The sequence below is a fragment of the Saccharothrix coeruleofusca genome, assembly GCF_017876325.1.
Taxonomy (GTDB): Bacteria; Actinomycetota; Actinomycetes; order Mycobacteriales; family Pseudonocardiaceae; genus Actinosynnema; species Actinosynnema coeruleofuscum.
In genome coordinates this window covers 5720462-5738556 of record NZ_JAGINV010000001.1, presented here as the reverse complement: position 1 = coordinate 5738556, position 18095 = coordinate 5720462, and the positions used below count along the sequence as shown (strand labels likewise).

General features: G+C 73.1%; 20 protein-coding genes. 17 read left to right on the top strand and 3 right to left on the bottom strand.

Going from position 1 to position 18095, the window contains the following annotated elements; genetic code table 11:
• The first annotated feature begins 45 nt into the window (after positions 1-45).
• Genes JOF41_RS25925 through JOF41_RS25900 form a run of 6 tightly spaced genes read left to right on the top strand, consistent with a single transcriptional unit; the run spans position 46 to position 3450 of the window.
• Positions 46-558 (top strand): YbaB/EbfC family nucleoid-associated protein, encoded by a 513-nt coding sequence (locus tag JOF41_RS25925; protein WP_307867536.1) that lies wholly within the window; start codon positions 46-48, stop codon positions 556-558.
• On the top strand, positions 555-860 hold the full coding sequence (locus JOF41_RS25920; protein WP_189225570.1) for a type VII secretion target: 306 nt from the start codon (positions 555-557) through the stop codon (positions 858-860). Before JOF41_RS25925 ends, JOF41_RS25920 begins: the two co-directional genes overlap by 4 nt.
• Positions 857-2149 (top strand): WXG100 family type VII secretion target, encoded by a 1293-nt coding sequence (locus JOF41_RS25915; protein ID WP_209622672.1) that lies wholly within the window; start codon positions 857-859, stop codon positions 2147-2149. Before JOF41_RS25920 ends, JOF41_RS25915 begins: the two co-directional genes overlap by 4 nt.
• Positions 2146-2733 (top strand): hypothetical protein, encoded by a 588-nt coding sequence (locus tag JOF41_RS25910; protein ID WP_209622669.1) that lies wholly within the window; start codon positions 2146-2148, stop codon positions 2731-2733. Before JOF41_RS25915 ends, JOF41_RS25910 begins: the two co-directional genes overlap by 4 nt.
• 34 nt (positions 2734-2767) lie before the next feature.
• Complete coding sequence (locus tag JOF41_RS25905) at positions 2768-3316, top strand: hypothetical protein (protein ID WP_209622667.1); 549 nt, start codon at positions 2768-2770, stop codon at positions 3314-3316.
• The gene (locus tag JOF41_RS25900) at positions 3313-3450 is read left to right on the top strand and encodes a hypothetical protein (protein WP_209622664.1); all 138 of its coding nucleotides are present in this window, start codon (positions 3313-3315) and stop codon (positions 3448-3450) included. Before JOF41_RS25905 ends, JOF41_RS25900 begins: the two co-directional genes overlap by 4 nt.
• On the opposite strand, the gene JOF41_RS25895 is transcribed toward JOF41_RS25900, so the two are convergent.
• A complete protein-coding gene (locus JOF41_RS25895; protein ID WP_189225565.1) occupies positions 3445-5013 on the bottom strand; it encodes a bis-aminopropyl spermidine synthase family protein in 1569 nt (522 codons plus the stop codon). The two genes, JOF41_RS25900 and JOF41_RS25895, sit on opposite strands and share 6 nt — an antisense overlap.
• Before the next feature lie 202 nt (positions 5014-5215).
• Here JOF41_RS25895 and JOF41_RS25890 point away from each other — a divergent pair, with 202 nt between their 5' ends.
• From JOF41_RS25890 to JOF41_RS25875, 4 genes are read left to right on the top strand one after another with little or no spacing between them, the layout of a single operon-like run.
• On the top strand, positions 5216-6271 hold the full coding sequence (locus JOF41_RS25890) for an ABC transporter ATP-binding protein (RefSeq protein ID WP_189225564.1): 1056 nt from the start codon (positions 5216-5218) through the stop codon (positions 6269-6271).
• 49 nt (positions 6272-6320) lie between these two features.
• Positions 6321-6923, top strand: coding sequence for an ABC transporter permease (locus tag JOF41_RS25885; RefSeq protein ID WP_189225729.1), 603 nt, complete (start codon positions 6321-6323; stop codon positions 6921-6923).
• A complete protein-coding gene (locus JOF41_RS25880) occupies positions 6920-7654 on the top strand; it encodes an ABC transporter permease (protein ID WP_189225563.1) in 735 nt (244 codons plus the stop codon). The genes JOF41_RS25885 and JOF41_RS25880 overlap by 4 nt, the downstream gene beginning before the upstream one ends.
• The gene (locus tag JOF41_RS25875; protein ID WP_209622661.1) at positions 7651-8535 is read left to right on the top strand and encodes an ABC transporter substrate-binding protein; all 885 of its coding nucleotides are present in this window, start codon (positions 7651-7653) and stop codon (positions 8533-8535) included. Before JOF41_RS25880 ends, JOF41_RS25875 begins: the two co-directional genes overlap by 4 nt.
• A gap of 127 nt (positions 8536-8662) precedes the next feature.
• Here the strand turns inward: JOF41_RS25875 and JOF41_RS25870 are convergent, their stop codons facing one another.
• Positions 8663-9466 (bottom strand): IclR family transcriptional regulator, encoded by an 804-nt coding sequence (locus JOF41_RS25870; RefSeq protein ID WP_209622659.1) that lies wholly within the window; start codon positions 9464-9466, stop codon positions 8663-8665.
• Positions 9467-9510: 44 nt separating this feature from the next.
• On the opposite strand from JOF41_RS25870, the gene JOF41_RS25865 reads away from it, so the two are divergent.
• Together JOF41_RS25865 and JOF41_RS25860 are read left to right on the top strand one after the other, a co-directional pair.
• Positions 9511-9990: a SigE family RNA polymerase sigma factor gene (locus tag JOF41_RS25865; protein WP_189225560.1), complete on the top strand. Its 480-nt coding sequence runs from the start codon at positions 9511-9513 to the stop codon at positions 9988-9990.
• Positions 9990-10949 carry a hypothetical protein gene (locus tag JOF41_RS25860; protein WP_209622656.1) on the top strand — a complete coding sequence of 320 codons (960 nt, stop codon included), beginning with the start codon at positions 9990-9992 and terminating at the stop codon, positions 10947-10949. The genes JOF41_RS25865 and JOF41_RS25860 overlap by 1 nt, the downstream gene beginning before the upstream one ends.
• Positions 10950-10992: 43 nt before the next feature.
• On the opposite strand, the gene JOF41_RS25855 is transcribed toward JOF41_RS25860, so the two are convergent.
• On the bottom strand, positions 10993-11691 hold the full coding sequence (locus tag JOF41_RS25855) for a CPBP family intramembrane glutamic endopeptidase (protein WP_189225558.1): 699 nt from the start codon (positions 11689-11691) through the stop codon (positions 10993-10995).
• A gap of 112 nt (positions 11692-11803) precedes the next feature.
• On the opposite strand from JOF41_RS25855, the gene JOF41_RS25850 reads away from it, so the two are divergent.
• The 5 genes from JOF41_RS25850 (at position 11804) to JOF41_RS25830 (ending at position 18071) form a co-directional block, all read left to right on the top strand.
• Positions 11804-12388: a TetR family transcriptional regulator C-terminal domain-containing protein gene (locus tag JOF41_RS25850; RefSeq protein WP_189225557.1), complete on the top strand. Its 585-nt coding sequence runs from the start codon at positions 11804-11806 to the stop codon at positions 12386-12388.
• 100 nt (positions 12389-12488) lie between these two features.
• The gene (hutH, locus tag JOF41_RS25845; RefSeq protein ID WP_189225556.1) at positions 12489-13994 is read left to right on the top strand and encodes a histidine ammonia-lyase; all 1506 of its coding nucleotides are present in this window, start codon (positions 12489-12491) and stop codon (positions 13992-13994) included.
• On the top strand, positions 13995-15638 hold the full coding sequence (gene hutU / locus JOF41_RS25840; protein ID WP_189225555.1) for a urocanate hydratase: 1644 nt from the start codon (positions 13995-13997) through the stop codon (positions 15636-15638).
• The gene (locus JOF41_RS25835) at positions 15631-16806 is read left to right on the top strand and encodes an allantoate amidohydrolase (protein WP_209622653.1); all 1176 of its coding nucleotides are present in this window, start codon (positions 15631-15633) and stop codon (positions 16804-16806) included. Before hutU ends, JOF41_RS25835 begins: the two co-directional genes overlap by 8 nt.
• The gene (locus JOF41_RS25830) at positions 16803-18071 is read left to right on the top strand and encodes a formimidoylglutamate deiminase (protein WP_209622650.1); all 1269 of its coding nucleotides are present in this window, start codon (positions 16803-16805) and stop codon (positions 18069-18071) included. The genes JOF41_RS25835 and JOF41_RS25830 overlap by 4 nt, the downstream gene beginning before the upstream one ends.
• The last annotated feature ends 24 nt before the right edge of the window (positions 18072-18095 follow it).

The window sequence follows — 18095 nt, the reverse complement described above, 5'->3', positions numbered from 1 at the left end:
GGCACGTCCAAGGTGACCTCGCAGGCAGCTCGGGAGGGCACAGGGGTGGAACCGGAACGGATGATCGCCGACCTGGAGGCGAGGGCGCAGGACCTGGCGCGGCGGTCGCAGGAGATGCAGCAGCAGATCCAGCACGCGGCGGCCACGGTGCGCTCGCCCGACGGCGCGGTGACGGTCACGGTCGCGCCGAACGGGGCGTTGCAGCACATCGAGTTCTCGCCGCGCGCGGCGGAGCTGTCGCACGTGCAGCTGGGGCAGGCCGTGATGGCGACCGTGCAGCGCGCGCAGGTGCAGGCGGCGCAGCAGGTCGCGGCGGTGGTCGAGCCGCAGTTCGGCGGCACGGCGGCGATGGACTTCCTGAACAGCTTCATCCCGAAGGCCGAGGAACCGCCGCCCCCGCCGCCCGCCGAGGAGGGCAGCGTGCTGCGGCAGGCGGCGTGGGACGCTCCGCCGTCCCGCCCGGTGCCGCCCGCGCCCGCCCCGCCCCCGCCGCCGTCGCGGCCCCGCCACGCGGCGGACCCGGACGACGAGGACGGCTTCGGACCGGTGCTGCGATGACCGGGTTCGAGGTTCAGGCCGAGCAGCTGCACAAGTTCGCGGACGACCAGCTCGGCAGGCAGGACGCGCTGGAAGCCGCCGCGAGCAAGGCCGACGGGGTGAACCTCGGCGGCGAGACCTTCGGCGTGCTGTTGCAGTTCTTCGCCGACGGGGCCGAGGAGTTCGCCCGGCAGACCGCCGACGGCATCCGCGAGCTGGCCGCCGCCGTGGGGGAGGCCGCGGCGACCACCAAGGCCACCGCGACGGAGTACCAGAACACAGAGACGGGCAACGAGCAGCGCTTCGGCGGGGGTGCGGGATGAGCGGCGACGGGTTCTGGACCGGGTTCGCCGAGCAGAAGGCGGGCGAGGAGCCGCCAGGCTGGACCGACCCGGACAACTTCGCGGGCGGCGGGGTGACGGAGTCGGTCGCGCAGGTCATCGACTCCTCCGATCGGATGATCGAGGAAGGCGACTACGCCGAGTTCGGCATGAACGCCGCTGCCATGCTCCTGGACGGCTTCGGTGTGGCTGTGGACCCGTTGGGCGCACTGGCCACAGCGGGCATCGGCTGGCTGATCGAGCACGTCAGCTTCCTGCGCGAGCCGCTGGACTGGCTCGCGGGCAACGGTGACAAGATCGAGCACGCGGTGGGCACCTGGAACGAGGTCGCCACTTCGCTGGACCAGATCGCCCAGCAGCAGCACGACGCGGTGAAAGCCCAGGCCGCTTCCTGGGAGCAGCAGGCCGCCGAGGCGTTCAGGGCCAGCCAGGGGCAGCTCGCGCAGGAGATCGCCGCGATGAGCAAGGTGTGCGTGAGCGTCGCCGAGCAGGTCGCCACGGCGGGCACGATCACCGCCGCGATCCGGGGCATGATCCGCGACCTGATCGCCATGTTCGTCTGGGAGGTCATCCGCAACGCGGTGATAGCCCTGGCGTCCTCCGTGGTGAGCCTGGGCACTTCGATGGCCGCGTTCGCCGCCTGGGCGGTCGGCCGTGGCGCGGTGGTGCTGGGCAGGATCACCCAGCAGCTCGCCAAGCTCCTGCGCGCGATCATGAAGATCCTGAGCAAGCTCAAGGGTCTGTTCGGCAAGGTCGGCGACATGCTCAAGGGCTTGGCCCGCTTCGGCCGTGGCGGTGCAGCGGCGGGCGGCACCACCAGCACCGCGGCGGCCCGAGCGGTGGACGCGCCCGGCGCGCCCCGGTTCCAGGGCTTGGAGAACGCGGGCAAGCGCGTGGAGGACTGGGGCAACGCCCGACCCTCGCTCGGTGACGTGGGCACCAAGTTCCGCGAGACCGGGCGCGATCTGGCGGGCGCGCCCGGCCGCTACCGGAACGCGGGCGACACCTGGAACCGCGCCACGGAGAACATCGGAGGCGGCCCCCAGTCGATGAGGAACGCCACCGACGCCTACGCGCCGTTCAAGCCGCTGGAGCGCGGACAGCACGTCTCACCGCACTCGGTTCCCGACGTCATGGGTGGCGGGTTCCAGGTCAAGATGGGTGCGGACGTCCTCCGGGAGACGTCCAAGCAGGACGAGTTGGAGATGCAGGGCGTCAAGAAGGAGCAACAGCGGGCCTTCAAGCGGCAGACGGGATACCTGGACGAGTGAAGAAGCCGTGGCGCGTGACGGTGGCCGTTGTGGGGCTGTTCGCCGGAATGGCCTCGCCGTTGCTGAAGGCAGCGGGGTCGGCGGACTGGCTCGCGATGGTCGCGCTCGGCATGGCGCTGGTCGCGCTGTTCCTCGGGGTGCTCAAGCTGTGGTCGAGCCCGGTGGCCTGCCTCGGCTGGCTCCTCATGACGATCGCGTCGATCGGTGTGTCGGCCGTGTTCACCCAACCGTTGTGGATGTCGGTGTTCGGTGAGGTGCGGACCGATTGCCAGGTGATCGACGAGTGGGAGGTCGAGAGGGATCGGGCTCCGTCTTACGACGTTTCCAAGGTCAGGTGTGGTGATCGGGTCGTTTCGTACAAGCCGTACCAGTCGGCGTCGGAGTACATCGGTGACGTGGGGGAGCGGACCTCGTTGGTGTTCGACCGCACCGGTTTGATCAACCCGGTGCGGCCGTCCGACCTCACCACGACCGGCGCGTGGGCGCTGCCGGGCGTGGCGTTGCTGGGGTTGCTCTTCATCGCCTTCTGCGCCACCTGGCCTGCCGAGCCCGGGAAACCGAAGGTGGAACAGGAATTCCTGTGAGTCGGAGGTCGTGCTCAGCCGCATTGGCGGTGCTGTGCGCGCTGGCGACACCGGTTGGGGGCTGCTCTACAACTCCGACAACCCCGTCGGGCCGCCCGTGCTGTTCGGCGGGATGCTCGGGTTCCCGGTCGTGGTGGGCCTGCTCACCAAGCGGCCTGCCCTCGGGGCTGTGGCGTTCGTGATCTCCTGCGTGAGCATGATCGTCGGGATTCAGCACGCCGCGCCTGCGTGGATGGTGTTCAACGGCGAGGTGCTGACCTCGTGCCAGGTGGTCGACAAGCGCGCCGTCAAGCAGCGCACGGCCCCGTCCTACAGCGTCTCCGTGGTCGACTGCGGTGGTCGGAGGTTCGACTACCAGCCGTTGAGCTCGACCTCGGAGCCGATCGGCAAGGTCGGCGCGAGCACGTCGATCGTCGTCGACCGCACCGGTCCGCTGCGACCGGTGCGGCCCTCGGACGTCACCCCGGTGGCGCCTTGGACCGTGGCGGGCACGACGTTGTTCGCCTTGCTCTTCGTCGCGTTCTGCGTCACCCGGCCGCCCGTGGACACGCGGCGGCGGAAGATCGAGAAGGAATTCCTGTGAGCCGACCGCTGTGGGTGGCCGTGCTGGTGGCCGCCCAACTGGCGCTGGACGCCGTGCTGGCCCTGGGGCACGTGATCGTGCTGCCCCGCCTGACGCGCAAGCCCGCGACCGCGCTGAAGCGGCGGTTCCTATGACGCCGATGCCCGGATGAGCGGCAGGAGGGCGGCGATCCGGTGCCGGGGCAGGTCGATCAGCCTCAGCTCCAGGTCCTCGTCCTCGCCGACCTGCTCGGCGATCCGCTCCCGCGCCTCGCGCTTGGTCAGCGCCCCGCGCGTCGCGGTCACCAGCGCCTCGCGCCACACGTTGCCCAGCTTGCCGTGCGCCCGCATGAGCACCTCGCGCACCGCCAGCCCGCCCACGTCCAGCGTCCCGGCCAGCACCTGGTCGGCGACCACGACGCAGTGCTTGCCGTCCGGCGTGGACCGCAGGTAGCGCAGCGCGAACCTGGTGCCCACCAACGACGACAGCGCGCGCTGCCCCTTCTCCGAGGCCACGTCGGGGTGGTTGTTGGGCACCAGCGCCGCCATCCGCCCCGGCGAGCACGCCAGCAGGGTGCGCAGCAACCACGGTCCGGGATCGCCGGTCAGGTCCACGGCCAGCGACGCCGCGCCGCGGCCGATCGGCTCGGCCCAGCCCGGCGCGCGGGGCTTCGGCGGCGGGGACGACTCCGGGCGCGGGGCCAGTTCCACCAGCGCTTCCAGGGCTTCCCGGCTGGGACCGGAGGTCTCGACCGACTGCGGGCCGTGGGTGTAGATCGCGGTGCGCGGGGTGGCGGCCGAGCGCCGGGAGGTCGGCCTGCACACGTAGAGGTCCGCGGCGCTGCCGATCGCCTGCGCCCCGTCGAACCGGTGGAACGCGGGCAGGATCGCCTCGAACACCAGCCCCAGCCGCTGCAGCTCCTGCTGCACCTTCAGGCCCAGCGCGGGCGTGCGGTCGCTGAACCCGTACGCCAGCAGCACCCGGCCCTTGCCGGTGTCGGCCAGGCACTCCACCGCCCGGCCCGCGAACAGCGCCATGCCCTCCGCGGTGTAGGGCGGGTCGCTGAACACCAGGTCCGCCGTCTCCAGCACGGCGGGCGGCAGGCCGAAGCGGAAGTCCGCGTGCAGGGTGCGCACGGGCAGGCCGCGGGCGTCCGCGCGGGTCGAGATGAACTCCAGCAGCCGGTCGTCCACGTCCACCACGACGACCTCGACCTCCGGGTTGACCGCGGCCACCGCCAGCGACGTCAGGTCGTGGTCGCCCAGGCACAGCAGGGTGCGGCCCGCCAGGTCGTAGGTGGTGTCCAGCCACAGCGCCCGCTTCAGCGCGGTCTCGGCGGTGGCCTGCACGTGGTCCAGCGCGGCCAGCGGCGCGGGCACCTCGGCGATGTCGGCCAGCACCGAGCGCAGGTGCTCGGTGTGCCGGGCGGCCAGCGCGTCCAGCGGGTCCACCAGCGGCTCGGCGACGGTCAGCGGCGCGTAGTCGGCGGCGCGGGCCGGGGCGAGGCGGAACCGGTCGCCGCTGGTCTCCAGGTCGTCCTGCACCGCGGTGAGCAGCTCCTGCACGGTGCGGCGGGGCACCGCGGGCAGCCGCACCAGCTCGGCCAGGGTGTGCCAGTCCTCCGCCAGCAGGGTCAGCACGCGGCGCAGCTTGCGCGCGTGCGCCCCGCGCTGGGCCAGCAGGGTGCGCACGCGGTCGATCGGCTCATGAGCTGCCACAAGCGAAACAGCCTAGGCGGTGCCCCGGCCGGGACGCATTCGGACACCGGTCGGCCCGCCCCGACTTCCCGGCGGCCGAGCCGCCGTCTGCGGAGCAGCGGCAATCCAGCACAGCGATCAACCCGTGGAACTCCGTGCCGCGAACGGGGGAACGGACTAGGGTCGATCGACGCCCGCACCAGCTGCCCAGGGAGGACCTCGGGTGATCGAGTTCCGCGACGTCACCAAGCGGTTCGACGACGGCACCGTCGCGGTCGACGGCCTCGACCTCGTCGTAGAGGCGGGCACCATCACGGTGTTCGTCGGGCCTTCGGGCTGCGGCAAGACCACGTCGCTGCGCATGGTGAACCGGATGGTCGAGGCCACCTCCGGCACGGTGCTGGTGGACGGCCGGGACGTGCGCGGCGTGGACCCGCCGACGCTGCGCCGGGGCATCGGCTACGTCATCCAGCAGGCGGGCCTGTTCCCGCACCGCACGGTGCTGGACAACGTGGCCACCGTGCCGCTGCTGTCGGGCTGGACGCGCCGCGCGGCCCGCGCCCGCGCCGCGGAGCTGCTGGAGCTGGTGGGCCTGCCCGCCGAGCTGGGCAAGCGCTACCCGGTGCAGCTCTCCGGCGGCCAGCAGCAGCGGGTGGGCGTGGCGCGGGCGCTGGCCGCGGACCCGCCGGTGCTGCTGATGGACGAGCCGTTCAGCGCGGTCGACCCGGTGGTCCGGGAGGGCTTGCAGGACGAGCTGCTGCGGCTGCAGGCGGAGCTGGACAAGACGATCGTGTTCGTCACGCACGACATCGACGAGGCGGTGCGGATCGGCGAGAAGGTGGCGGTGTTCCGCGAGGGCGGCGTGCTGGCCCAGTACGCGCCGCCCGCCGAGGTGCTGTCCCGCCCGGCGGACTACTTCGTGGCGGGGTTCGTCGGCAAGGACCGCGGCTACCGGGGCCTGTCCTTCGTGGACCCGGTGGGCGTGCGGGTCGGCGACGTGCCGACGGTGGTCGAGGGCGCCGCTGTCGAGCCCGCCGACGGCTGGCGGCTGGTGGTGGACGGCGAGAAGCGCCCGCAGGGCTGGCTCGCGCCGGGCGCGGGCGGCGAGCCGGTGCCCGGCGGCTCGCTCTACGAGCTGGGCGCGCCGGTGCGCGGCGCGCTGGACGCGGCGCTGTCCTCGCCGTCCGGGCTGGGCGTGGTGGTGGACGGGGAGGGGCGCTTCGCCGGCGTGGTCACCGCCCGGCAGGTGCTCGATGTGATCGAGGGCCGCCGTGGGTGAGGTGGTCGACTACCTCAGCGACGCGGGAACCCGCGCGGCGCTGCTGGACATGCTGCTGGAGCACGTCTACCTGTCGCTGCTGCCGCTGGTGGTCTCGGTCGTGCTGGCGGTGCTGCTCGGGCTGCTGGCGCACCGGCTGCCGTGGGCGAAGGCGGCACTGGCGGGCACCGCCAACGTGCTCTACACGATCCCGTCGCTGGCGCTGTTCGCGATCATCCCGGCGGTGATCGGCACGCAGGTCCTGGACAGCGCCAACGTGGTCATCGCGCTCACCCTCTACACCACGGCGCTGCTGGTGCGGCCGGTGGCCGACGCGCTGGACGCGGTGCCCGCGCACGTCACCGCCGCCGCGACCGCGATGGGCTTCCGGCCGGTGCGCCGGTTCCTGGCGGTGGAGCTGCCGCTGGCGGTGCCGGTGCTGGCGGCGGGCGTGCGGGTCGGCTCGGTGAGCAACATCAGCCTGGTCAGCGTGGGCGCGCTGATCGGCACCGGCGGCCTCGGCGTGCTGTTCACCGACGGGTTCCGGCAGCGCTACCTGGCCCCGATCGTCATCGGCATCGTGCTGACCCTGCTGCTGGCGCTGGTGGTGGACCTGCTGCTGGTGTGGCTGCGCGACCGCCTCGCCCCGTGGACCCTGGTGGGCAAGCCATGATCTTCGCGGACGCGTTCGCCTGGCTGGTGGACCCGGTCAACTGGAGCGGGGGCAGGTCGATCCCGGTGCGGGTCGGCGTGCACCTGCTGTACTGCCTGGGCGCGGTGCTCGGCGCCGCCGCCATCGCCGTGCCGCTGGGCCTGTTCATCGGGCACACCGGCCGCGGCGGCGTGCTGCTGGTGGGCGGCAGCAACGCCCTGCGCGCGCTGCCCACGCTGGGCCTGGTGACGTTCCTGTACCTGCTGATGGGCGGTGGTCCGGCAGGCGTGCTCATCGCGCTGGTGGTGCTGGCGGTCCCGCCGATACTGGCGGGCGCGTACGCGGGCGTGCAGGGCGTGGACCGGGGCGTGGTGGACGCCGCGCGCGGCATGGGCATGACGGGCGCGCAGCGGCTGTGGCAGGTCGAGGTGCCCAACGCGCTGCCGCTGCTGGTGGGCGGGCTGCGCAACGCGACGTTGCAGGTGGTGGCGACCGCGTCGGTCGCGGCCTACGTGGGTGTGGAGACGTTGGGACGTCCGCTGCTGGACGGTTTGCGGGTGCTGGACTACGGGCAGTTCGTCGGCGGCGCGGTGCTCATCGCGCTGCTGGCGGTGCTGCTGGACGCGCTGCTCGCGGGTGTGGGAAGGCTCGTGGTGCCGAGGGGGCTGCGGTTGTCCGCCGGGTCCCGGCGTCGCGGGGTGGAGCTGGCGGCGGCCGCCGCCCAGCCAGACGCAGGAGGAAGCACGGCATGAAGCGCACGTTGGCCGTCGCGGTCGCGGCGGCAGCCCTGGTCCTGTCCGCGTGCGGGTCCGCGGAGGACCTCGGCGGCAGTGGTCAGCAGGCCGACTCGGGGGAGGTGGTGGTCGGTTCGGCCGACTTCACCGAGAACAAGATCCTCGCCGAGATCTACGCGGGCGCGCTCAAGGCGACCGGCGCGAAGGTGACGGTGAAGTCCGGCATCGGCGCGCGCGAGCTGGTCGTGAAGGCGTTGCAGGACAAGTCGTTGGGCGTGGTGCCGGAGTACACCGGCAACCTGCTGAACTACTTCGACAAGACCAACACGACCTCCACCGCCGACGAGGTCTACGCGGCGTTGAAGGCCAAGACGCCCGCCGGTCTGGAGGTGCTGGAGAAGTCCGCCGCCGAGGACAAGGACGTGCTGGTGGTCACCGAGGAGACCGCCGAGCGCGGCGTGAAGTCCATCGCCGACCTGGGCAGCGGGCAGTACGTGCTGGGCGCGGCGGGCGAGTGGGCGCAGCGCTGGGAGAGCCGGATCAAGGAGCTCTACGGGGTGACGTTCAAGGAGATCAAGACCACCGACGCGGGTGGGCCGGTCACCGTGGACGCGCTGAAGAACGGCACCGCCCAGGTGGCCAACCTCTACACCACGCAGGCCGACATCGCGGTGAACGGGTTCGTGCAGCTGGAGGACCCGAAGAACATGTACCCGGCGCAGAACGTCGTGCCGCTGCTGCGGTCCGACGCGGTGGACGCCAAGGGCAAGCAGGCGCTGGACAAGGTCTCCGCCGCGCTGACCACGCAGAACCTGGCCGAGCTGGTCAAGCGGGTGGACGTGGACAAGGAGACGGTGGCCAACGTGGCCGCCGACTTCCTCAAGACCGTCTCCCTCTGACGCCTGCAAGTACTACCCGACCCCTCCCACGGGGCCGGTAACTACTACCCGAGCGTCGGCACTCGGGTAGTAGTAATGCGCTCGGCTCGGGGGCACGGGTAGTACTTGCAGGCGCGGTCAGGCGCGGTCAGGCGCGGTGGCCGCCGATGCGCTCGGTGAGCGCGTCGGCGGTCCGCACCACCTCGGCGGCCAGCTCGGGCCAGGTCAGGCCGCACTCCCCGGCGGGCTCCCCGGCGGGCTCCCGGTCGCACACGTGCCGGAAGGTCACCGCGACCGCCGCGATCGGCCGCCGCCCGTGGTCGAACGCCGCCGCCGCCACCGACGCGAACCCGGCGGTGACGTAGCCGTCCTCCACCGACCACCCGCGCCGCCGCTCCACCGCCAGCAGCCGCCGCAGCGACGGCAGGTCGCGCGGTCCGCGCCCGGTCCGGTCCACGAACACCGCCGGGCCGGGGAACAGCGCCCGCACCTGCGCGGCGGGCAGCCGTGCCAGCACCGCCCGGCCCGACGCGGTCAGGTGCGCGGGCAGCCGCACGCCCACGTCGGACACGATCGTCTGCGGCTGCCGGGGCTGCTCCCGCACCAGGTACAGCGCCTCGGCCCCGTGCAGCACGCCCAGCTGCGCGGTCCGCCCCACCTGGTCCACCAGCCGCCGCAGCAGCGGACGCGCCAGCCGCTCCAGCGGGTCGTGCCGCAGGTAGGCCGACCCCAGTTCGAACGCGGCCACGCCGAGCCCGTAGCGGCGCTCCTCGGGGAAGTGCGTGGCGAACCCGGCCTCGGCCAGCTCGGCCAGCAGGTGGTAGGTGGTGGACCGGGGCAGCGACAGCTCCCGCGCCACGGCGGCGGCCGAGAGCGGACCGGGGCGGCTGGCCAGCAGCTTGAGCACCGCCAGTCCCCGGCGCAACGCCGGCACGTCGCTGCTGCGCCCCACGAATTCATTGTCAACAAATCCGGGGGCGCGCGCATTGGAGGGGTATGACAAGCAGCTTCGAGGACTTCGCGGCTGAGCACGTCACCCCGTTGCTGCGCTACGCCACGGTGCTGACCTGCGACCCGCACCTCGCGCAGGACGTGGTGCAGGAGTGCCTGCTGCGCGCCCAGCAGCGGTGGGGGCGGATCGGCGTCCTCGACGCGCCCGGCGCCTACGTCAAGCGGATGGTGACCAACGAGTTCCTGTCCTGGCGCAGGCGCCTCCGGCCCGCCGGGTCCATCGAGGGGTTGGACCCGGCGGGTGAGGACCCGACCGCCCGCTACGACGAGCGGGACGCCCTGCTGCGGCTGATCGCGCGGCTGCCGCGCAAGCAGCGCGCGGCGATCGTGCTGCGCTACTACGAGGGCTGCGACGACGCCGAGATCGCCGCCTACTTGGGGTGCTCCCAGGGCACCGTCCGCAGCCACATCTCCCGCGCGCTGGCCACCCTGCGCGCCCAGGACCGGGTGAAGGAGGCGCTGTGATGGAGGACCGCGTCAGGGAGGCGCTGTTGCGCCAGGCCGAGCGCACGCCGCCCGCCGGACCCGTGCTGGCCGCGCTGCACCGGCCCCGCCGCGACCGCAAGCCGCTGCTGCTGGCACTGGCCACGGCCACCGCGGTGGTCGCGGCGATCGTGGCCACCGCGGTGGTCAGCCGCCCGGTGGCGACCCTGCCCGCCGGGTCCACCGCGCCCACCGCCGTGAGCACCGCTGTGACCACGACCAGCGGGCCGCCGCTGCCCGAGGTCGCGCTGACGCACAGCCCCGGCTGGGTGCCCGAGGGGTACTACGAGTTCGAGCGGAGCTACGAGGCGGGCGGGCTGTTCCGGCGTTGGGCGCCGCGCGCCGGGGGGATCGAGGTGCTCACCTTCCGGGTGGCACCGGCCACGCCGCAGAGCCCGGAGGCGGTGGTGCTCGCCAACGCCGCGCCGCAGGACCGGACCACGGTCAACGGGCGGCCCGCCGTGTTCACCGGGGACAGCAGCGGGCTGCTGTGGCAGCCGGACGCCTCCTGGTACGTGTCGCTGTCCTGGCAGGGCGTGGTCGACTTCCGCGCCTCGGCGACGCGCGTGGCCGAGTCGGTGCGCCCGGACGCCACGAAGGTCCGCGCTCCGCTGTCCCTGGACGGCAGCGGCTACTTCACGTTCACCACGGCGGGGGGCGCCTGGAGCGCGCAGGTCACCACGACGCGCGGAGGCGCCGGCTACACCCTCGCGCTCACGACGGGTGATGGCGGCTCGGGGACGCCGACGACCGTGCGGGCGCGCGGGCGGGACGCGGTGCACCGGGAGACGGAGTGGGGCTACCTGGCCGTCCCGCTCGCCCCGGACCGCTACCTGGTGGTGACCGGGCACAACCGGCGGGCATCGGTGGAGGAGCTGGTCGAGGTCGCGGACGCGGCCCTGGTCGACCCGCACCCGGACCTGTCCTGGCTGGGGCGCTGAGGCGAGCACTGCTCAGCGCCCCGGTCCTCGCTGGTCGCCGGTGTCAGGAGGCGAACATGAAGCCGATGTTGCTCACGCTGTTGTAGACGACGTGGACGATGACCGCGGGCCAGACCGAACCGCTCCGGCGCAGCAGCGTCGCGTTGACCAGACCGACGACGAAGGCCAGCGGCAGGATCATGTTGAGGCCGTGGACGAGGGCGAAGATCAGCGCGCTGAGCACGACGCCCGTCCAGACGCCGTGCTTCAGCAGCGTGTTGGCGACGACGCCGCGGAAGAGCAGTTCCTCGCCCAACCCGGTCAGGCCGCCTCCGAGGACGAGCGTCACCGCGAGGGAGAGGGCGCCGGCCCCGGCCGCCGCCTGGTAGTCGCCCTGAGGGGTGTCGTTGCCGAAGACGGCGATGTACCCCAGTGCGATGAACTGGTTGACCCAGTAGACGCCCGCCGCTGCCACGAGGCTGACGAGGACCCACCTCCAGCTGATCCTGCGGATGCCGAAGGGCGCCAGCGCGCGGATGCGGACGCCGACCGCGGCGGCGAAGGCGAGCACGCCGGTCGCTCCGGAGACGAAGTAGCTGATGTAGCCGCGCAGCTCGCTCCGCTCGACCGGGATGCTGTCGATCCACCAGATCCCGAGGGCGAGCGCGGTGGCGTAGGTCAGGCCGCCGACGGCCAGTTCGAGCCAGCCCGGCCGTGGCCGCGCGTCGGTGGGAGGGGTGGTCCGGTCGTGTGCGCTGACCATGGTGGAACTCCTGTTCCATGGGAGGTGGAGAAGCGATAAGTACAGTGTGCCGCACACCGTACCGCACACTGTGCGGAACGGTGTGCGGCACAGTGTGCGGTACAGTGGTGTGATGAGCGCGGGCAAACGTGAGCAGATCCTGCGGGCCGCCGTGGAACTGGCGAAGGCCGAAGGACTGGCGGCGCTGAGCGTGCGGGCGGTCGCCGCCGCCGCGGGCGTCGGGGCGACGACCCTGCGCAACTACTTCCCCTCGCAAGCCCTCCTGCACCAAGCGGTGGCTTCGGAGATCGTCACCTTCACCCTCGACGACCGGCACATCGCGGACGCGTCGCGGTCACCGGCCGAGCGCCTGGCGGAATGCCTGGAGCAGTTCCTCCCGCTTCCCGACCAGGTGGAAGCGGCACTGCACGGGTGGCTCGAGTACTACCGCCTGTCCTACGGCCCCGAGGCGAGCGAGGGTGCCAGGGAACTCCTGCTCTCCGGCAGGCAGGCGTCCGCGACGGTGCTCACCCGCTGGTTGGGGGTTCTCGCGGCGGAAGGGCACATCCCCGACGACGCCGTCGACGATCGGGTGACCGAGCTGCTGGTGATGATCGACGGCGTTCACCTGACGATGCTCGTCGACCCGGAACGGCTCGACCTGGACGGGGCGAAGCGACTGCTCCGCCGCCACGCGGCGGTGCTCCTGTCCGCGTAGGCGGTTCCACGTCGAGCGGGAGCGGTCGGTGTCTGGCATCCCAGACACCGATGCCGGTTCACGGGTCGTGCGGACGGCGGTTCCGGGTTGAGATGTGCACATGCAGCAACCCGTGCAGGTGGGGCCCAAGCCCCTGACCCGCGCAGACGTCCACGCGGTGGCCCGAGGCGGCGCTCCGGTGGAGCTGGCGGACGCGGCCCGCGAGGCGGTCACCGCCGCCAGGGCGCACGTCGACCGCCTGGCCGCCGCCGCGAAGCCGACCTACGGCGTCTCGACCGGGTTCGGCGCGCTGGCCGTGCGGCACATCCCGCCGGACCGCCGCGCCGCCCTCCAGCAGGCCCTGGTGCGCTCGCACGCGGCCGGGGCGGGCCCGGAGGTGGAGCGCGAGGTGGTGCGCGCCCTGGTGCTGCTCAGGCTGCGCACGCTGGCCACCGGGCACACCGGCGTCCGGCTGGGCACGGTCGAGGCGATGGCGGCGATGCTCAACGCGGGCATCACGCCGGTCGTGCGCGAGTTCGGCTCGCTGGGCTGCTCGGGCGATCTGGCCCCGCTGTCGGCGGTGGCGCTGGCGCTGACCGGCGAGGGACTGGTCCGCGACGCCGACGACCGGCTGCTGCCCGCCGCCGAGGCGCTGCGCGCGGCGGGTGTCGAGCCGGTGCGGCTGGCCGAGAAGGAGGGCCTGGCGCTGATCAACGGCACCGACGGGATGCTCGGGATGCTGGTGCTGGCGATCAGCGACCTGCACCGGCTGCTCGACGTCGCCGACCTCACCGCGGCGATGAGCGTGGAGGCGCTGCTGGGCACCGACCGCGTGTTCGCCGCCGAGCTGCACGCCCTGCGCCCGCACCCCGGCCAGGGCCGCTCCGCCCAGCGCATGGCGGAGATCCTGGCGGGCTCGGAGATCGTGGCCTCGCACCGGGGTCCGGACTGCGACCGCGTGCAGGACGCCTACTCGCTGCGCTGCTCGCCGCAGGTCCACGGCGCGGCGCGGGACACCGTCGCCTACGCCGAGACCGTGGCCGACCGGGAGCTGGCCGCCGCGATCGACAACCCGGTGGTGCTGCCCGACGGCCGGGTGGAGTCCAACGGCAACTTCCACGGCGCGCCACTGGCCTACGTGCTGGACTTCCTGGCCATCCCGGTCGCGGACGTGGCCAGCATCGCCGAGCGCCGCACCGACCGGATGCTCGACGTCAACCGCTCGCACGGCCTGCCGCCGTTCCTGGCCGACGACCCCGGCGTGGACTCCGGCCACATGATCGCCCAGTACACGCAGGCGGCGATCGTGTCCGAGCTCAAGCGGCTGGCGGTGCCCGCCTCGGTCGACTCGATCCCCAGCTCGGCCATGCAGGAGGACCACGTGTCGATGGGCTGGTCGGCCGCGCGCAAGCTGCGCAAGGCGGTCGATGGCCTGCGCACGGTGCTCGCCGTCGAGCTGATCACCGCCGCGCGGGCGCTGGACCTGCGCGCGCCGCTCAAGCCCGCACCCGCCACCGCGGCGGCCGTGGCGAAGCTGCGCGAGGTGGTCCCCGGTCCCGGACCGGACCGCCACCTCGCGCCCGAGATCGCCGCCGCCGAGGACCTCATCCGAAGTGGAGCGCTGTAGATGGTGAAAGCCGCTCGCGGAACCGACCTGACCGCCCGCAGCTGGCCGACCGAGGCCGCGCTGCGCATGTTCCACAACAACCTGGACCCGGACGTGGCCGAGCGCCCGGAGGACCTCGTGGTCTACGGCGGCACCGGCAAGGCCGCGCGGGACTGGCCCAGCTTCCACGCCATCAGCCGGGAGCTGGCCGCGCTGGCCGAGGACGAGACGCTGCTGGTGCAGTCCGGCCGCCCGGTGGGCGTGCTGCGCACCCACGAGTGGGCCCCGCGCGTGCTCATCGCCAACTCCAACCTGGTGCCGGACTGGGCCAACTGGCCCGAGTTCCGCCGTCTGGAGGCCGAGGGCCTGACCATGTACGGCCAGATGACGGCCGGGTCGTGGATCTACATCGGCACCCAGGGCATCCTGCAGGGCACCTACGAAACCTTCGCCGCGGTGGCCGACAAGCGCTTCGGCGGCTCGCTCAAGGGCACCCTGACCGTCACGGCGGGCCTGGGCGGCATGGGTGGCGCGCAGCCGCTGGCGGTGACCATGAACGAGGGCGTCGCGCTGTGCGTCGAGGTCGACCCGCAGCGGGCCCGCCGCCGCGTGGAGACCCGCTACCTGGACGAGATCGCCGACGACCTGGACGACGCGGTGGCGCGCGTGCTGCGCGCCAAGGCCGAAGGGCGGGCGCTGTCGGTGGGCCTGATCGGCAACGCCGCCGAGGTGCTGCCGGAGCTGCTGCGCCGCGAGGTGCCGGTGGACGTGGTGACCGACCAGACCTCCGCGCACGACCCGTTGGCCTACCTGCCGATCGGTGTGTCCATCGAGGACTGGAAGGAGTACGCGGCGGGCAAGCCGGAGGAGTTCACCGACCGCGCCCGCGCGTCCATGGCCGCGCACGTCGAGGCGATGGTCGGCTTCCTGGACCGGGGAGCCGAGGTGTTCGACTACGGCAACTCGATCCGCGGCGAGGCCAAGCTCGGCGGCTGCGAGCGGGCGTTCGACTTCCCCGGTTTCGTCCCCGCCTACATCCGGCCGCTGTTCTGCGAGGGCAAGGGCCCGTTCCGCTGGGCCGCGCTGTCCGGCGACCCGGCCGACATCGCCGCCACCGACCGCGCCATCCTGGAGCTGTTCCCCGACGACGAGAAGCTGGCCCGGTGGATCAGGATGGCGGGCGAGCGCGTCGAGTTCCAGGGCCTGCCCGCGCGCATCTGCTGGCTCGGCTACGGCCAGCGGCACCTGGCGGGCCTGCGGTTCAACGAGATGGTCGCCAGTGGCGAGCTGTCCGCGCCGGTGGTGATCGGCCGCGACCACCTCGACTGCGGCTCGGTCGCCTCCCCCTACCGGGAGACCGAGGCGATGGCCGACGGCTCGGACGCCATCGCCGACTGGCCGCTGCTCAACGCCCTGGTCAACACCGCCTCCGGGGCCACGTGGGTGTCCATCCACCACGGCGGCGGCGTCGGCATCGGCCGCTCCATCCACGCCGGGCAGGTCACCGTGGCCGACGGCACCGAGCTCGCGGCCCGCAAGATCGAGCGCGTGCTGACCAACGACCCCGGCATGGGCGTGCTGCGGCACGTGGACGCCGGGTACGACAGGGCGCGGGAAGTGGCCGCGGCGAAGGGCGTGCGGATTCCGATGAGCACCGATGGCTGACCTCGCCGACATCGCCGACATCGGCCGCGACGCCCGCCGCGGCGGCTACTCCCGGCACGGCTTCGACACCGCCGAGCTGGAGCTGCGCGAGTGGTTCACGGCCGAGGCCCGCGCGCGCGAGCTGGACGTGCGGCCCGACCGCAACGGCAACCTGTGGGCGTGGTGGGGCACTCCGGGGCCCGGCGCGGTGGTCACCGGCAGCCACCTCGACTCGGTGCCCGGCGGCGGCGCGTTCGACGGCCCGCTCGGCGTGGTCTCCGCCCTGCAAGCCTTCGACGTGCTGCGCGCCAACGGTTTCACGCCGTCCCGGCCGCTGGCGATCGTGGTCTTCGTGGAGGAGGAGGGCGGCCGGTTCGGCGTCGCCTGCCTGGGGTCGCGGCTGATGACCGGGGCGACCGCGCCCGAGGTCGCGGCCAGGCTGGTGGACCAGGACGGGATCGCCTTCGGCGAGGCCGCGCACCGGGCGGGCTTCGACCCGTGGCGGATGGGCCGCGACGACGAGGCGCTCGGCCGCGTCGGCGCGTTCGTGGAGCTGCACGTCGAGCAGGGGCGCGGCCTGGACGTCCCGGTCGGGGTGGCCAGTTCGATCCTCGCCCACGGCCGGTGGCGGTTCACCTTCACCGGCGAGGGCAACCACGCGGGCGCGACGCCGATCGAGGACCGCCGCGACCCGATGCTGCCCGCCTCCAGGGTCGTCCTGGCCGCGCGCAAGGCCGCCCGCGACGGCGCGCGCGCCACCGTGGGGCGGATCGTGCCCAACCCCGGCGGCACCAACGTCATCGCCTCGTCGGTGGACCTGTGGCTGGACGCCCGCGCCGCCGACGACCGCCGGACCAGGGCCGTCGTCGCGGAGATCACCGAAGCCGCGCGCGGTTTCGCCGCCGAGGAGGGCTGCCAGGTGCGCGTCACCGAGGAGTCGTACGGCGACACCGTGCACTTCGACGCGCGCCTGCGCGACGACATCGCCGGGGCGCTGGGCGGGGTGCCCGCGCTGCCGACCGGGGCCGGGCACGACGCGGGCGTGCTGGCCGCGCACGTCCCGACCGCCATGCTGTTCGTGCGCAACCCCACCGGCGTCAGCCACGCGCCCGAGGAGTTCGCCGAGGCCGAGGATTGCGCGGCGGGTGTCGTCGCGCTGGCGACGACGCTGGAGCACTTGACGCGATGAAGAGCTTCTGGTGCGAGCGGGCGGTGCTGCCGGAGGGCATGGCCTCCAGGGTGCTGGTGCGCGTCGAGGACGGCGTGATCCACTCCGTGTCCACAGTGGACACGATTCCGCTGGGGTCGCAACGCCTCTACGGCGTGGTGCTCCCCGGTTTCGCCAACGCCCACTCGCACGCCTTCCACCGCGCGCTGCGCGGCCGGACCCACGACGGCGGCGGCACCTTCTGGACGTGGCGCGAGCGCATGTACGAGCTGGCGGCGAGCCTGACGCCCGAGTCGTACTACCGCCTGGCACGCGCCGTCTACGCCGAGATGGTGGTCACCGGCGTGACGGCGGTGGGGGAGTTCCACTACCTGCACGACGGCGGCAACGAGATGGGCGAGGCGCTGCGCCGCGCCGCCGCCGACGCCGGAATCCGCCTCACCCTCCTGGACGCGGCCTATTTGGCGGGCGGAATCGGCCAACCGGTGCAAGGCGTCCAGGAGCGCTTTTCCGACGGAACGGCGGAGAAGTGGGCTTCGCGGGTCGCCGAACTGCGCGAGGACGAGAACACCAGGATCGGCGCGGCCATTCACTCGGTGCGCGCGGTGCCACGTGAAACCCTGTCGGAAGTAGCGAACGCATTCCCCGATCGGCCGCTGCACGTCCACCTCTCGGAGCAACCCGCGGAAAACGACGACTGCCTCCGGTCCTACGGCATGACGCCGGCCCGGCTGCTCGCCGAGGCGGGCGCCCTCACCCCGCGCACCACCGCCGTCCACGCGACGCACCTGACCGGCGAGGACATCACCCTGCTCGGCGCTTCGGGCACGGGCGTGTGCCTGTGCCCGACCACCGAGGCCGACCTGGCGGACGGCATCGGCCCGGCGCGCGAACTGGCCGACGCCGGGTGCGCGCTGTCGCTGGGCAGCGACCAGCACGCGGTGACCGACCTGCTGCTGGAGGCCCGCGCGGTGGAGCATGGCGAACGTTTGCGCACTGGTCAGCGCGGTCGCTTCGGGCCGTCCGAGCTGGTCGCCGCGATGACCAACCACGCGGCCATCGGGTGGCCCGAGGCGGGGCGGATCGCACCGGGCGCACCGGCCGATTTCGTAGCCGTTCGGGTGAACTCGGCGCGGACGGCGGGCGTTGCGCCCGAGCAACTGGTGATGGCCGCCACGGCGTCCGACGTGGCGGTGGTCGTGGCAGGCGGGCAGGTCGTGGCGCGCGACGGGGTGCACGAGAAGTGGGGCGAGATCGGTCCGATGCTCTTGGATGCCCTCACCTGATCGGGTAGCGGGATTCCCATTGTT

Coding starts and splice junctions, on each gene's coding strand:
- JOF41_RS25860 (WP_209622656.1), top strand. CDS start 9,990: ATGGAGGACCGCGTCAGGGAGGCGCTGTTGCGCCAGGCCGAGCGCACG.
- JOF41_RS25830 (WP_209622650.1), top strand. CDS start 16,803: ATGAAGAGCTTCTGGTGCGAGCGGGCGGTGCTGCCGGAGGGCATGGCC.
- JOF41_RS25850 (WP_189225557.1), top strand. CDS start 11,804: ATGAGCGCGGGCAAACGTGAGCAGATCCTGCGGGCCGCCGTGGAACTG.
- JOF41_RS25865 (WP_189225560.1), top strand. CDS start 9,511: ATGACAAGCAGCTTCGAGGACTTCGCGGCTGAGCACGTCACCCCGTTG.
- JOF41_RS25880 (WP_189225563.1), top strand. CDS start 6,920: ATGATCTTCGCGGACGCGTTCGCCTGGCTGGTGGACCCGGTCAACTGG.
- hutU (WP_189225555.1), top strand. CDS start 13,995: ATGGTGAAAGCCGCTCGCGGAACCGACCTGACCGCCCGCAGCTGGCCG.
- JOF41_RS25855 (WP_189225558.1), bottom strand. CDS start 11,691: ATGGTCAGCGCACACGACCGGACCACCCCTCCCACCGACGCGCGGCCA.
- hutH (WP_189225556.1), top strand. CDS start 12,489: ATGCAGCAACCCGTGCAGGTGGGGCCCAAGCCCCTGACCCGCGCAGAC.
- JOF41_RS25875 (WP_209622661.1), top strand. CDS start 7,651: ATGAAGCGCACGTTGGCCGTCGCGGTCGCGGCGGCAGCCCTGGTCCTG.
- JOF41_RS25835 (WP_209622653.1), top strand. CDS start 15,631: ATGGCTGACCTCGCCGACATCGCCGACATCGGCCGCGACGCCCGCCGC.
- JOF41_RS25915 (WP_209622672.1), top strand. CDS start 857: ATGAGCGGCGACGGGTTCTGGACCGGGTTCGCCGAGCAGAAGGCGGGC.
- JOF41_RS25885 (WP_189225729.1), top strand. CDS start 6,321: ATGCTGCTGGAGCACGTCTACCTGTCGCTGCTGCCGCTGGTGGTCTCG.
- JOF41_RS25920 (WP_189225570.1), top strand. CDS start 555: ATGACCGGGTTCGAGGTTCAGGCCGAGCAGCTGCACAAGTTCGCGGAC.